The sequence below is a fragment of the Sphingobacterium sp. IITKGP-BTPF85 genome, from assembly GCF_001006065.1.
Taxonomy (GTDB): Bacteria; Bacteroidota; Bacteroidia; order Sphingobacteriales; family Sphingobacteriaceae; genus Sphingobacterium; species Sphingobacterium anhuiense.
The window spans coordinates 1-14279 of sequence record NZ_ASZT02000136.1; the positions used below are offsets into that span (position 1 = coordinate 1).

The 14279-nt window shown below is 36.1% G+C and carries 14 protein-coding genes; 3 read left to right on the plus strand and 11 right to left on the minus strand.

What is annotated here, in order from left to right; all coding sequences use genetic code 11:
• The 8 genes from L950_RS20135 to L950_RS20160 all read right to left on the minus strand — a co-directional run.
• The coding region (locus L950_RS20135; RefSeq protein ID WP_021189224.1) for an MFS transporter at positions 1-1054 on the minus strand (1054 nt) is incomplete at its 3' end.
• Between the two features lie 64 nt (positions 1055-1118).
• A complete protein-coding gene (locus L950_RS20140; RefSeq protein WP_021189225.1) occupies positions 1119-1907 on the minus strand; it encodes a bifunctional metallophosphatase/5'-nucleotidase in 789 nt (262 codons plus the stop codon).
• 53 nt (positions 1908-1960) lie between these two features.
• A complete protein-coding gene (locus tag L950_RS34145) occupies positions 1961-2077 on the minus strand; it encodes a twin-arginine translocation signal domain-containing protein (RefSeq protein WP_021189226.1) in 117 nt (38 codons plus the stop codon).
• On the minus strand, positions 2052-2558 hold the full coding sequence (locus tag L950_RS20145) for a 5'-nucleotidase C-terminal domain-containing protein (RefSeq protein ID WP_021189227.1): 507 nt from the start codon (positions 2556-2558) through the stop codon (positions 2052-2054). Before L950_RS20145 ends, L950_RS34145 begins: the two co-directional genes overlap by 26 nt.
• Positions 2558-2743, minus strand: coding sequence for a hypothetical protein (locus L950_RS34150; protein WP_021189228.1), 186 nt, complete (start codon positions 2741-2743; stop codon positions 2558-2560). The genes L950_RS20145 and L950_RS34150 overlap by 1 nt, the downstream gene beginning before the upstream one ends.
• A 161-nt stretch (positions 2744-2904) precedes the next feature.
• Positions 2905-3972 carry an EamA family transporter gene (locus tag L950_RS20150; RefSeq protein ID WP_021189229.1) on the minus strand — a complete coding sequence of 356 codons (1068 nt, stop codon included), beginning with the start codon at positions 3970-3972 and terminating at the stop codon, positions 2905-2907.
• A 20-nt stretch (positions 3973-3992) separates the two neighbouring features.
• The gene (locus L950_RS20155) at positions 3993-4466 is read right to left on the minus strand and encodes an Lrp/AsnC family transcriptional regulator (protein ID WP_021189230.1); all 474 of its coding nucleotides are present in this window, start codon (positions 4464-4466) and stop codon (positions 3993-3995) included.
• A 208-nt stretch (positions 4467-4674) separates the two neighbouring features.
• Positions 4675-5046, minus strand: coding sequence for an FUSC family protein (locus tag L950_RS20160; RefSeq protein WP_021189231.1), 372 nt, complete (start codon positions 5044-5046; stop codon positions 4675-4677).
• 308 nt (positions 5047-5354) lie between these two features.
• Here L950_RS20160 and L950_RS20165 point away from each other — a divergent pair, with 308 nt between their 5' ends.
• A complete protein-coding gene (locus L950_RS20165; protein ID WP_021189232.1) occupies positions 5355-8273 on the plus strand; it encodes an FAD-binding and (Fe-S)-binding domain-containing protein in 2919 nt (972 codons plus the stop codon).
• 208 nt (positions 8274-8481) lie between these two features.
• Positions 8482-8994 (plus strand): hypothetical protein, encoded by a 513-nt coding sequence (locus tag L950_RS20170; protein WP_021189234.1) that lies wholly within the window; start codon positions 8482-8484, stop codon positions 8992-8994.
• 56 nt (positions 8995-9050) lie between these two features.
• Here L950_RS20170 and L950_RS34155 read toward each other — a convergent pair whose 3' ends face one another.
• From L950_RS34155 to L950_RS20180, 3 genes are all read right to left on the minus strand, one after another.
• Entirely contained in the window at positions 9051-9431 is a 381-nt protein-coding gene (locus tag L950_RS34155; protein ID WP_231577481.1) for a hypothetical protein, read from the minus strand.
• Between the two features lie 149 nt (positions 9432-9580).
• Positions 9581-11641 carry a DUF5686 and carboxypeptidase-like regulatory domain-containing protein gene (locus L950_RS20175; RefSeq protein WP_231577482.1) on the minus strand — a complete coding sequence of 687 codons (2061 nt, stop codon included), beginning with the start codon at positions 11639-11641 and terminating at the stop codon, positions 9581-9583.
• Between the two features lie 313 nt (positions 11642-11954).
• On the minus strand, positions 11955-13649 hold the full coding sequence (locus L950_RS20180) for an RluA family pseudouridine synthase (RefSeq protein ID WP_231577483.1): 1695 nt from the start codon (positions 13647-13649) through the stop codon (positions 11955-11957).
• Between the two features lie 239 nt (positions 13650-13888).
• Here L950_RS20180 and L950_RS20185 point away from each other — a divergent pair, with 239 nt between their 5' ends.
• On the plus strand, positions 13889-14275 hold the full coding sequence (locus L950_RS20185; RefSeq protein WP_021189236.1) for a Dps family protein: 387 nt from the start codon (positions 13889-13891) through the stop codon (positions 14273-14275).
• The last annotated feature ends 4 nt before the right edge of the window (positions 14276-14279 follow it).

Here is a 14279-nt window from a genome sequence, read left to right on the forward strand (position 1 = left end):
CCATATAAGCTCCCTGTGTTTTGGCTGTTGACCTGTTTATGGTTACAGTTGCCATAAAAGGCAGTGTTAACATTTCGCCGATGCCAAACACGAAAAAAGTAACATAGAGCATGAATACTCCTGCATGTATATTGAACATGGCATAAGATATAGAACAGAAAAGCGTTCCGATTACCAATGTTTTTGTGATGGTCAATTTGTTTTCTGCAATATGTACAATAAACATCTCTAAAAGAACGATAATTAAACCGCTCCAGCCCATTAAAAATCCGATCTCATGTTCATTTAAGTGATGCACTTCACGATAGAAAATAGGAAGTGTCGATATGAGTTGGAAAAAACATAATGAGAATATACAGCAAAGGATATTAAAGATGATAAATGGACTATCTTTATATGGATTTCGTTCTTTTTTATGCTGCGATGTCGTGGTAACAGGTGCTGTTTTTAAAGTTTTTAAATTGTTTTTTTCCTTCTTATAGAAAAATAGAAAAAAGACAACCGCTGCCACTGCTGCCGCCATTGCATTTCCGTAGAATATCCAGTTAAAGGATATCCCTGCTAAAAAGCCACCAACCGCAGGTCCAATTGAAAACCCCAAATTAACCGCTAATCGATTCAATGAAAAAGCACGTGTTATATTTTCAGGTTTTGCATAGCTTGCGACCGAAACCGAGTTGGCAGGTCTGAATGCGTCAAAGACAGCACTCAAAATAAAGATCATAATACCTAAAGACTCGACAGTCCTGAAGTAAGGAGTGATCAGAAATAGGGGAGCTGCTAATGTCAAACTGAGTAGCTGGACTTTAAAACTCCCAAATCGATCTGTCAGCCAACCTCCTACATATGAACCGCAAACAGATCCAAAGCCGAAACACATCAGAACAAGACCAACCTGCTTAATGTTGAAATTAAGAGCCTGGGTCATGTAAATTCCTAAAAATGGGATTACCATGCTTCCCATTCTGTTGATAAGCATTACAATTGCGAGCAACCATGCGGAGCGCGATAACCCTTTGAAGGATCCGATATAGATGGATAAAAGTTTTTTCAAGTGAATATGTAAAAAAAGCCAAAGGAATAAATCATATCCCTTTGGCTAGATAAAAATGTTATTTTTAAACTAATTGGGATGCTTCGATAGAATTGTTAATTTCATAAGTTGAGGCTAACATATTCTTTTTACCTGTCGAAGGTTCAAAAATAATATCAACTCTTCCTAAATTTATTCCTGCAAAACCCACTTGGTTAACGGCTGTCTTTGTTCCCTTTAAGTTTGTTACAAAAGTAGGTTCTTTCAAAAAGGTATGCGTATGTCCACCAATGATTAAATCGATATCACTAGTCTTGGAAGCTAATACGAGGTCGGATACCTTCTCACTTTCGTATTGATAACCTAAATGAGATAGACAAATGACAAGGTCACATTTATGCTTTTCCTTTAATTCTTTGACCACACGGTTCGCAACAAGAATTGGATCCAGGTATTTCATGCCTTTGAAATTATTCGGATCAACCAGCCCTTCAATATCTACCCCTAAACCAAAAACACCAATCTTCACTCCACCTTTTTTGAAGATGGTATAATCTTGTGTTTTTCCTTCCAGCACTGTTCCTGTGAAGTCATAGTTTGCCGTTAAAAAAGGAAATTTGGCGTGATCCAGATATTTGATAAGCCCATTTAACCCATTGTCAAATTCGTGATTACCAAATGTACCCGCATCATATCCCAATTTGGTCATTAAGTCAAGCTCTAATTTCCCTCCAAACAGATTAAAATAGGGAGTACCTTGGAACATATCGCCTGCGTCCAACAAAAGAACATGATCTTCCTCAGCCCTTACTTTTTTGATAAGTGTACTTCTGCGTGCAACTCCTGCCAATCCTTGATATCTATCGCCATCCATAGGAAAGGGTTCAATTCTGCTGTGAACATCATTGGTATGTAGAATGGTTAATTTTATTTTTTTGAACCTGCAAATGATGAGAATGGTAACGTACCAAGGGTTACTGCTGCAGAAAGGCCTGCGGCAGTCTTTATAAAGCCTCTTCTATTTAATGATTTTAACTCTTCCATCTAATTGCATATTAATTTTTTGACCATTTTTTGTAAAGCTGGAAATATAGTCCATCAAGCTTTCCCTTACTTTTTGAGGATAATCAGTTCTTTTAAGCGCATGTGTAAATAAATCTAAATTGTCTCCTCCATTCGCTAGGTAATCATAGGTGACTACTTTATAGGTTTTATTTTTATCTATATCTTTTCCCTGTACCTGAATATTTATTGGCTTTTTGTCTTGGATAGATAATGTAATTCCTGAAACAGGTTGCCCCCCTGTTGCCGCTATAAAGTTGGCGAGTTGTTCAATTTGTTCACCGCTCAGCTCCATCACTGTAAGTTGATTTTCAAATGGCATAACCTCAAAAACACTCTCTACAGTAATATCTCCCGCTTTTATTTCATTGCGAATACCGCCCTTTGTTGCAAAAGCGATATCAGCCTTGTTGTTGATTTTTTCACTGGCAACCAATAAGGCTTGTGTAAAGAAATTTCCCATTAAGTTTCAGGAGTCTTTTCTTTAGTCAATGCAACTTCCGAGAAGCCGATTACCCGGTTCATCTCTGCCTGCATTTGCTTTTTATACGGACTATAAATAGCTACGATCGCGGTATCCTCAACGGTGCTTTTATTGATCTCGTATTGCTTAAAGTCCTTTTGGACAGGACTTAATTTTTGCTGCAAGATGTGCTAAGTAAAATAGCTAAAAACCCGAGGTTACATATTGAAGTTGATGTATAGTAAGTTTCATCATGTAATAAGTGTTTTCGGTACAAATGTAGATAATAAAAGCCTAACATTTTTGTTAAGCTTTTATTATCAATATGCAAAAGAAGGCGCTTTTTCTAATTGGCAACCTCTGGTTTTTTAATGTCTTTTCTGACCACAGCATCTCTTTGATTTCTCAATCGTATTGATTTCCGACGATCTGCAATGGTAGTTTTTGTGATTTTTGCAACCATTTTATTATTCTTATATAATTTCCAGTTCATCAGCAATACGGAAACCAATATAATAACTAGGCCTATTACTTGTATGTATGTCACGGCATGGCTACTGAAAAAGTAACTTAATACCAATGCTACAATAGGATTAACATAGGCATATGTACTTACTTCCGTAGCAGGTCTTACTGATAGCAACCAGATGTAAGAACTGAATGCTAAAATAGATCCAAAAACAATTAAGTACGATATATTAAACCAGTCGATAGGCGTTACCTGTTGAAAACTAAAATGAGCAAATTCACCATTTAAGCTGGCAACAATTGTAAATAATATACCTGCTGTAATCATCTGCCATGCAGTCTTTACGGAGACATGTAAATCTTCCGTCTCTTCTTGCTGACTTTTCTTCTGGTATTTGGAATATAATGAACCTGCGGTCCAGGCGATAGATCCAAGCACCATAATCACTAAAGCAATAACGGTTATTTCTTTATTTGCAGAAGATTTGCTTGCGATGATTTGCTCTACAAAGAGTAAAACAACACCAGCAAAGCCTAAAATCAAACCAGCGATGGTAGATTTACTGCTGAAATTTTCTTTCCATTTTGGTTTATCAAGAATAACAAACCAAATCGCCGCTGCTGCCGCAATAATCGCTGCAACACCACCTGAAACATATTGCTCTGCCCAGATAAGACCACCCATATCAATAAATAAGAGTAAAAATCCGACAACAATAGAATCGCGGATTGCTCTCTTGTTGAATATTTTATAACCCTTCAATACACAGTACCCCATCAGCAAAATACTTGCAGTAATAAACCTAAAAGATCCTAAAATGAATGGCGGGAAACTGTGAAGCGCTTTTTCAATAAAGAAAAAAGTCGACCCCCATACAATGTATACGACAGCATACGCGAGTACGATCATTAAAGGGCTTGCTTGTTGTACTTTATTATTTAACATCTCTCTATTCCTTTCCTAAATTATTCCGGTATAACTAATTGTTGTTCTTCTTTCACTGTTTGCAAAACAATTGTGGTTCTTGTTGAAATTATTCCTTCAATTTTTCCCAAAGTGTTACGCATCAAATCGACTAACGCAGTAGAATCAGCCGTCCGAACTTTGATTAGGTAACCATCATCTCCAGCAATATCATGCACTTCCTGCACTTCGGGTATCTCTGCTAGAAGAATACCGACTTTCTGTTCTCCAATTATATCGTTCGCTTTGATAAATATAAACGATAGTAATTTCTGATCAATTGCCGCTGGATTTATCTTGGCGTTGTATTGTAGGATTACATTTTTTTGCTCTAATTTTTTAACACGTTCTAAAATCGCAGAAGGAGCCATACTAAGCTCTCTTGCTATATCAGCATTATTGATTCGAGCATTATCCTGCATTAAACGCAAGATTTTGAAATCTACATGATCTAAATTATATTCTACTTTTGTCATATCGAATGCAAAGGTAGTGATATTTCGAATAATATTCAAATTATTTAGTTAAATTCAGAATATAATTCTATTTTCGAGGTTATTTTTTTTAGAACAAATAGTCTTTTCACTAGCCTGAGTACTAGTTTTTTATTATTTAATAATCTGATTATTAGGGTATTTGTGTTCTTTTGAATTATCTTTGGTATTTTAGGTGTCTCATCGAATATTATTCGCTAAAGGTTTCCATCGAGTATTTTTCACGTAATATTTTAATGATATAACTGGTGCTAAGGGTGACAATCAATCCTATGAGACAACCAATAGTGACACAGGCAAAACGATCGAGTGCGGCAACATATGACTTTAATTGATGTTCATGAACCACGACAATGATCATGGCTACCATTGCTGTACGGGCCACACTTAGGATATTGAATAACCTGCATATAGCGACGGATGTGATGACGCCCAAAAGCATAGACCACATCTGAGGAAGATTGGTAAAATAAAACAGTATACCCGTCGCCGAACCAATAAAATTAGACTTAGTTCTATCAAAAGCAATTTTTGTTGCTTCATTATCATCCGGAGAAATCACTAAAACAATAGAAATTAAAGCCCATATTGCTGAATATTCAGGAAAGCTGATATATAAAAGTAACCAATAGAAAAACCGATCAAAATACGAATCAGATAGATGACGAAGTCGGAGTGAAGGCTATATCGCATGAGGGTTTTACGCATCTTAAAATATTTTACTGCAAAAGTACATCTTATTTGCAGCATCAAAAAATCATATACATGCGTTTTTATGCATGTTTAATATTGTTTTTTCATTTTCTTGCATTATCAATTCTTTTCATTATTTAAAATAGTTAGATTTGTTGATACAAATTATACCATACTGTGAAGGAAAATATTTCTTTAGATCAATTATCGCAATCTTTAACGGGGGACTTGTATTATGATGATTCTGCTTATCACCATACCATCCGTCTTGCCTATTCCACTGATGCATCCGTGTACCAAGAACTACCTTTAGCTGTAGCGATTCCCAGAAATAGTGGAGATATCAAAATTTTAATACAGTTTGCATCTGCAAACGGCATTACGATTATTCCGAGGACAGCAGGTACATCCTTAGCTGGTCAGGTTGTTGGAAATGGTATCGTTATGGATATCTCGAAGTATTTTAATAAGATACTTGAATTAAATGTCGAAGAACAATGGGTGCGTGTGCAACCTGGTGTTATTCGTGATGATCTCAATCATTACCTCAAACCATTTGGCTTCATGTTTGGTCCAGAAACCTCAACAGCAAGTCGTGCGATGATTGGTGGAATGATCGGTAATAATTCCTCCGGATTACATTCCATTGTATGGGGCGATACCCGTCAAAATTTATTAACAGCGAATGTCATATTAGATGATCAGTCTGAGGTCGTATTTGAAGCGTTGGACGAAGCATCTTATTTCAAGAAATTAATACAAAAAGATAGGGAAGGTGCAATTTACCGCGAATTGAATGCGATGTTGACAGTGGAAGAAAATATGCAGGCAATAGCATCGGGATATCCCAAGCGGTCGATAACAAGACGAAATACAGGATATGCACTGGATATGGTATCGGATAAAACTGCTCCTTTCAATATGTGCCGTCTATTAGCTGGTTCTGAAGGAACCCTAGCGATCGTTACAGAGGCCAAGTTGCAATTATTACCATTACCGCCTAAAGAATTAGGTCTCCTATGTATCCACTTTGACGATATGATTGCGTGTATGGAAGGTAATGTGATTGCTTTGTCACATAATCCCGAAGCCTCGGAACTTGTCGATAAGTATATCATGGATTTTACTGTCGGGCACCCCACTTATCAATATAATCGTTTTTTTATAGAAGGTGATCCCAAAGCTTTGCTTATAGTGGAGTTCAGAGGAAATACGCCAGATGAAGTGGAAGCAAAGGCGATGGCATTGAAGGCCGCGTTGATTGAAAAGCATTTGGGTTATGCTTATCCATATATAACAGGTGAGCAGACCAATTTGGTTTGGGATGTACGGAAGGCGGGTTTAGGGTTAATCCGTAATTTACCCGGAGATAGTCAGCCGGTTAATTTGATTGAGGATTGTGCGGTTTCTCCGGAAGATTTACCTGCATATGTAGCAGATATTCAAAATTTATTGATTGCAGAGGGAGTTCACGCATCTTATTACGCGCATGCTGGAGCAGGAGAACTCCATATTGAGCCTTTTGTTAATTTAAAAACAGAATCGGGGGTAAAAACTTTTCGCTCGATCTTAGAAAAGACAACAGATTTAGTTTTAAAATACAATGGATCTTTAAGTGGTGAGCATGGTGATGGTCGTCTGAGAGGTGAGTTTATTGAGAAAGTTTTAGGAGGAAAAGTCTTTAAACTCATTGAGCAGATTAAAGAAATATTTGATCCTAAAGGCGTATTTAATGCCAATAAGATTGTAAATACACCACCAATGGACACCCATCTCCGTTATGATAATAATAAAAATACAACACAGATAAAGACCTATTTCGATTTTTCGAAAGAGGAAAGTATCCTACGTCTGGCCGAGAAGTGTTCCGGATCAGGTGACTGCCGAAAAACAGAAATTACCGGTGGAACGATGTGTCCCTCTTTTATGGCTACACGCGATGAAAAGGATACTACACGCGCCCGTGCCAATATGTTGCGTCAATTTTTGACAAATTCAACAAAAGAGAACCGGTTTGACCATGAAGAATTAAAAGAAGTGATGGACTTATGTTTATCATGTAAAGGTTGCAAAACTGAATGCCCTTCTAGTGTTGATGTAGCTAAGATGAAAGCCGAGTTTTTACAACATTATTACGATGAGCATGGTGTGCCCTTCCGGTCGCGAGTGATTGCAAATTTCACAGAATCTCAAAAATTAGGATCACTGGTAGCGCCCTTATACAACTTTGTTGTCAAAAATGACTTTTTAGCGGGCCTTGTAAAAAGAACCATTGGTTTTGCCCCTAAGAGATCACTGCCTTTGGTAGCTGGTACTACATTGTCACAATGGGTGAGAAAACAGAAAAACAAGACAGATGCAAAGCGGCGCGTATACTTATTCGCAGATGAATTTACAGAATATAACGATGCCGAAATAGGTATTACAGCATATAAATTACTAACTGCTTTAGGCTATGAAGTGATTATTCCAAAACATATTGAGAGTGGCCGAACTTATCTTTCAAAAGGTCTGGTTAAAGAAGCGAAGAAGATCGCTAATAAAAATATTACTTTTTTGAAAGATCTAATAACAGAGGAGTCCCCCTTATTAGGAATAGAACCATCGGGTATCATTACCTTTAGAGATGAATATCTTTCTTTGGTAGATTCGGATCTCTATGAAGATGCAAGTAGAGTAGCTAAAAATGCATTGATGTTTGATGAGTTTTTACTGAAAGAGATTGAAGCTGGCCGTATTCAAAAAGAGCAGTTCAGTACGCGTGAGAAAACAATTAAGTTGCATGGACATTGCTATCAAAAAGCATTTCATTTAGTAGAAACAACAGAGAAAGTCTTGTCATTTCCTCAAAACTACCAAGTAGAGGTGATTCCATCAGGCTGTTGTGGTATGGCGGGATCATTTGGTTATGAAAAAGAACACTACGACATCTCGATGAAAGTAGCAGAATTGGTTTTGTTGCCTACTGTCCGAAATACGGATTCTTCTACATGGATTGCTGCGGCAGGTACATCTTGCCGGCACCAGATTAAAGATGGAGCGGCAAGACATTCTTACCACCCTGTAGAAATCTTATATGATGCTTTAATTAAGTAAAACAATCAATCTATTTTATTTGTTTATCAGTAAAAATCGTTAGTTTTAGTAAACGATTTTACTGATAAACATAATTACTGAAAAAGATGAGAAAAATAAATCAAATTGCTGTTCTATCTGCGTTAGCTTTTGCGACAGCATGTGACAACACTACCCAAAACCAACAAGGTGGCGATAAATCAAAAAAAGTAACATTCCTATTGAGGAATTGACCATTGATGGACCTGTCACTAATAATAAACATCTTTTCTTACGTATTGTTGATGATGTGAAAACGGATTCTAGTTACATCTATACGGCTAAAAGTACCTTCAAAGGAGATACTGTTGGATTGAAAGTAGAAGTCGTAAATCTTATCCCTGCCGGAATTATTGATGATGTCGCTAATGAAGATGTTGGTTTTACAAAAGGTAAAATTAAAATTTCTTCTTTAGGTGCAGAGAGTGATGCTTTTATAAAAGCATTGGGTAAAATATATGAAGTACCAGCTTCTGGTCCTTTCGCAAGTGCAACATTGGTACCGACAGTTTTCTCTTCAAATAAAGTAAATGCTGATCTTGATAAAACAGCAACTTATAGCTTTAAATTATTTTTAGAGCAAAAGTCAGGAGAACCGGCTGAAATGTTTTTCAACATTGATACGTATAAAAAATCTTTAGAATTTAAAGAGAAAGATCCTAAATTCCGCGCTCCGTTTATTTCCGCACTGGAAGGTAAATAAGCTTTAAAATCATATTATAAAAAAAAGGCTTTCTATTATTAGAAAGCCTTTTTATGTTAGAAATCAAATTTTATTCTAGCCCTTATGCCCGATTTAGGAGCACCTGGGTGATCAAGATAATTTAATCTCCGGACATAATCTACGCGAAGTATTTTGAAAATATTGGACAATCCAACACTAGCCTCCATGTATGGATCCGATCCAAAGGTGTACGAAGATTGTATATTGTCAGCATTTTTCTGAAAGTCAAATACTTTGTCAGAATGATCTGGGTTATTCTCATCTCGAAGCCCACCGTACACAGCTTTAAAACTAAATACTTCACGAAGTTTTAGCTTTTTAATACCTGGAATTTTGTTTAACAAGAAACCATTCATGTAGTATTGTATATTAGCGGATGCATGGTGGTCACTGACAAATTCCAAGAAGTTCATCAAGTTGTAAGAATTAAGCTGATATGCATAAGTCTGATTCGCACGGTGTATCGTTAAGAAAGGAAATGGAATTCCTTTACCAGCAATATAAGTACCTGCGACATCAATATCTGCATAGCCGAACTGGCTCAGGTAAAATCTTTTGAATGCTCCTACGTTAAGTTGTGATAACTATATTCGCCTTTGAATACATCTTTAAGTCCAGCCGTGTAGTTAAAGTTAAAAATAGGGTATTCATTAAATATGGGAGTACGATAAAGCTTTCCTTGATAAAACTGTTCATTCGGAGCGTAGCGAATATTTACTGATAATTCTGTTGAATTGATTTCGTTGAACACTTTAGTTTGACCATTATCATCTATGATCTGATACCTTAAAGATCCTGCTGGCGATTGTTTTGTTGCATTAAATCCCAATCCAATACTTAAGCGATTTTCAAATTCTTTTCTATAATCTACGCGATAGACATCATTATAGATGTAATTTTCATTATCACCTCTTTTGAAGGATAACAAAAAGTTATCTTCTTGTATAAATTCTAAAGCTTGACCAGGAATCTTGGTGTCACGCTGGAACGATGCCCGGATGTAGTGTTGTGGAAATGAATAAACCGACTTATTGTTGAAAGCATAGGTTCCGCTTAAAAAGTATTTCCATTTTTCATCTTTAAATCCATACGCAGCATACGATTCAGCATAAAATCTTTTACTGAATGATTCTGTAGTTCTACCACCAACACGAAGTCTAAATCCTTCGACAGGGTTAAAGCTATAAAAAGTATTTACCGGACCAATTTCAACAGGACCAGCCTGTTTATATCCCGATAATACCAAAGCTGCAATATCCATAAAGGTTTTAAAAGAAGGAATCTGTTGCAGGGTGTCGATATTATGATAAATATTCAGCTCATTTTTCGTTAAAGGAATTTGACGTTGCGTATCAAAAAGTTTTCGAGTACCCTTTCCATCTGCTATATTGTAAGCAATTACCGTTTCAGGACCACTATAAATACTATCCGGTTGAACAACGCCAGTTTTATAATTTTTATAGTTGACAGTTCTATTACCACGAATACCTGTTCCTTTATCTGTTAAAGAAAAATCAATACCAAGTGTACTTTGACTTAAATAGAATCTTTTACTCTCATCCTGATCAAATTTGAGTTCAATATTCATGTCCCTTACAAAGTTCAAATTGATATCATCAGCGACAGTCATATTAGCACCTTGTACAGCATAGTTACCATCAAGTGTAATATATAACTGGCCTTTGAAAAGCATGTCCGCTTTATTGCGTGGAAAAAAACTAAGTTCAACTAACCACGGTTGCTGTGTTTTTATCGTATCTGTGATAAAAAACTTGTAAAATGTGGGAGCCGAGTTGGCGATTGGACTTAAAAATTGATTCGTTACCAGCGTGATATTGTTATCGTAAATATCTACTGTCTCATAAAGTTTATTGAAATATGCACTTAAACCATCATTATCAATAAATTTGGGATCAAATTGCGCACGTTGCTCTCCTATGATATATTGTTTTGTTTTTTTAGGGTCCTTACGAAAATATACTTTTGAAAGTTTCTCTTCCATAAAAGCAGGCAATAGATATTTATTTGCAGTTTTAGCCGAATCATCTACTTCAAAAAGAAATTGGTAATTTTTGAATATCTTCTTGTTTACAAATTTCTCTGACAAATTGCTCAGTCCTAAAGAGATCTTTTCGTATTGGTCATACTGCGCGAATTGTTGCCCTGTTAATCTATTTTTACTTTTATTTTCGATTACTTTACGGATCAATGCGACAGCAGGATTATCTTTGTTTGTATACTTTCTCTTTTTTGCTCTGACTACAACCTCATCAAGGGTATTGTCCTGAGATTCCATCAATACCTCGATCTGTTGCGTTTCGTCATTTGTAACAAATACATCTTTATAATCATACCCAATACTTGATACACGGATTTTCACATAATTCTTTGGAAATTTTAAGGTGAACCGTCCGGATTCTTCAGTCGAAGTCGCATTGCCGGGGGCAGCAGGTGCTCCAACAACAGCAACTGTCGCATAGCCGATCGGTTGTTTTGTCTTGCTGTCCTTAACGACACCCTGTACTGTTTTTAATTGGCCTAATGCTGCAGTAATACTTACTAACATGACTGATGCCAGTAAAAATAGTGTTTTTGCAATTGTACTGCTACTACGTTGGTATTCCATAATTTTACATTAATTATATCACAAATTACCGATACGTGTTATAACACCATCTTAATTTCTGACTTTTTAACTTAAAAGTTCTAATAAGTTGTATGCAAAAGAAATAAAAAATTAAGAATTAATAAAACATTTACAATTTTTTAACTTCACTATTTTTATTAATCGACTATTAACTTGTTGAATAGCAGTACATTTGTTTTAATGTCAGAATAAACTGACTATAATTTTACTTCTTTATGATGAAATTCGACCTAAATACAACCAATCTCGTTGACTATTGTAACAAAAAGGTCAACGATGTTGTTTTGATTTTTTAAAAATTGGGTTCCGACGCAAAATGAATGCGCTCTTTTGTGGTAGGGTGGTTAAACTCAATATAAGCAGCATGCAAGTGTAATCGATCAGATTTTTGACCATAAAGATCGTCTCCAACAATAGGACAGTTCATTCCTTTAGGATGAGCAGAATGAAGGCGAAGTTGATGTGTTCTTCCTGTCAATGGAAAGTATCGCACTTTGGTTTTACCGTTTATAATTTCGATTTTTTCCCATTTAGTAACTGCTTTCTTTCCATGTTCATAACAGACTAACTGTCGAGGTCTATCGTCAAGATCAACCCGTAGAGGTAGTGATATAATTCCAGAATCGGTACCGATAATGCCATCAAGTAAAGCAATATATTGCTTGACGATGGTATGGTTGATAAATTGACTCTGAATAAATTTGTGAGCTTCTTTAGTTTTGGCTATCACAAGAATTCCGGATGTAGACATATCTAACCGATGAACAATTAAAGGCCCTGCATCGGGATATTTTTTAAGCATGCGTGTATAGACCGAATCTTTAACATGTATGCCAGGGACGGATAGGAATTCTTCAGGCTTATCTATAATGATCAGGCTTTCATCTTCGTAAATAATGGGGAGTTCAATGCCTTCATCAGGGCTTTCGAGCATCGGATTTTTATCAACCTGTAATCCCTCAAGCATAAAGCCGAGAATAGGTTCACATTTATTGCGACATGCAGGGTAGTAGCTTTGATGTCTTCGTACTTCAGCCGAAGGCGATTGTCCCCACCAAAATTCGGCAAGCGCAATTGGCTTGTAATCATTTAAATAAGCAAATTGCAATAGTTTTGGTGCGGCACATTCACCAGATCCAGCAGGTGGTTGCAAATTGTATGCGTTAAAAATGTCAATGACATTTTTAGTTTCCCCTTTCGCATTTTTAAAATTGTATTGTGCAAATAATTGATTTTGCAACTGTGCAGAACGTTTTTTACGCTCTTCTTTTAAATCGGCTATTATATTGAGGTGATCATTTAGCGGTTTTTCAGCGATGGAAATATCATGGTGATATTGTTTTTGGAAAACACTCAGTTCAAACTTATCTCTTAAACTCTGTTTGATCAGATCTTCTTCAAGCAGTTGATATGATGCAGCTGATAGGGTTAATTTTGATTTGTCTCGCAGTTGTTTACGTTCTTTCTTTTGAATTTTCAGATTTTCTTTAAAGTTGGCCAATTGCTGATCCAGCCTCACTTTAGTGTCATCGAGCTTTTCTTTCAGTTGCGTACCTGTTTCACTCTGCTCTAATGCTGTAATTTGCTTATTAAGGTTATTGAGGTGTTCCTCTTCTAATAGAAAAAAAGAATTTTCCGTTAACATATCAAAAACCGGAGGTACAAAATAGCGATGATCATTTTTGCCAGCCAGTTTACCGGAGAAACCAGCTAGAAATCCAATATGACCATCTTGATCTTGGACAATTAATACACCGAACATTTTACCAATGGCCTGTCCATCCATTTTTTCGTTTAAACCAAAATTATGAACCCATTCCGTTTGAGTAAGAATATATTCTTGAACAGATGCGCAGGCTTGTTTTGCCAGTTCATGTGGTTCATAACAGAAGGGGAAAGTAAAATGTGTAGGTAAAAGTATTTCCTTGATTTCCTCATTAAATTCGTGAAAGTATAGATCACCGTTCAAACAATTCCCCTTCATCATTGTTGTTTTCATTATGCGTACAAAAGTACAAAAATGATGTTATTTTTATGACAATATTATTTCTTAATTAATGGGCTTTACGGCCTCATTTTATTAATATTGTATATCAAGTAACAGTGATTTTAATAATTTAAATAAATTGTAAAATAATTCATTATGAAAGCAAAAATTGGTATTAAAGAAGCAGACTTGGCAAAGGTAGCCGCTATTTTGAATAATGTGTTAGCGGATGAAGTATTGTGTATCAAAAAACAAGAAATGCACATTGGAATGTTGAAGGTCCAGATTTTCATGCCGCGCATTTATTTTTGGAATCGCAGTATAATGAATTGGCAGAAATTATTGATGAAGTCGCAGAACGCATCCGTCAAATCGGACATTATGCAGTAGGTTCATACGCCAAATATCTAGAATTGACCCATCTTACAGAGACGAAGTACGAACATACAGATAGTAAAGGGTTTTTCAAGGAATTACTGTCAGATCATGAATCTGTTATTATGAATATTAGAGGAAATTTGGATGCGGTTGAAAAAGCTGGAGATCAGGCGACTGAAGATTTTCTTGTTGGTTTACTAGCGCAGCATGAAAAGATGGCTTGGATGTTACGTGCTCATGTAGCATAACTTT

Excerpts from the sequence above, each read along its gene's own strand:
- L950_RS20140 (WP_021189225.1), bottom strand. The coding sequence starts at position 1,907 with ATGGATGGCGATAGATATCAAGGATTGGCAGGAGTTGCACGCAGAAGT.
- L950_RS20155 (WP_021189230.1), bottom strand. The coding sequence starts at position 4,466 with ATGACAAAAGTAGAATATAATTTAGATCATGTAGATTTCAAAATCTTG.
- L950_RS20175 (WP_231577482.1), bottom strand. The coding sequence starts at position 11,641 with ATGGAATACCAACGTAGTAGCAGTACAATTGCAAAAACACTATTTTTA.
- L950_RS34145 (WP_021189226.1), bottom strand. The coding sequence starts at position 2,077 with ATGGAAGAGTTAAAATCATTAAATAGAAGAGGCTTTATAAAGACTGCC.
- L950_RS20145 (WP_021189227.1), bottom strand. The coding sequence starts at position 2,558 with ATGGGAAATTTCTTTACACAAGCCTTATTGGTTGCCAGTGAAAAAATC.
- L950_RS20150 (WP_021189229.1), bottom strand. The coding sequence starts at position 3,972 with ATGTTAAATAATAAAGTACAACAAGCAAGCCCTTTAATGATCGTACTC.
- L950_RS20180 (WP_231577483.1), bottom strand. The coding sequence starts at position 13,649 with ATGATGAAGGGGAATTGTTTGAACGGTGATCTATACTTTCACGAATTT.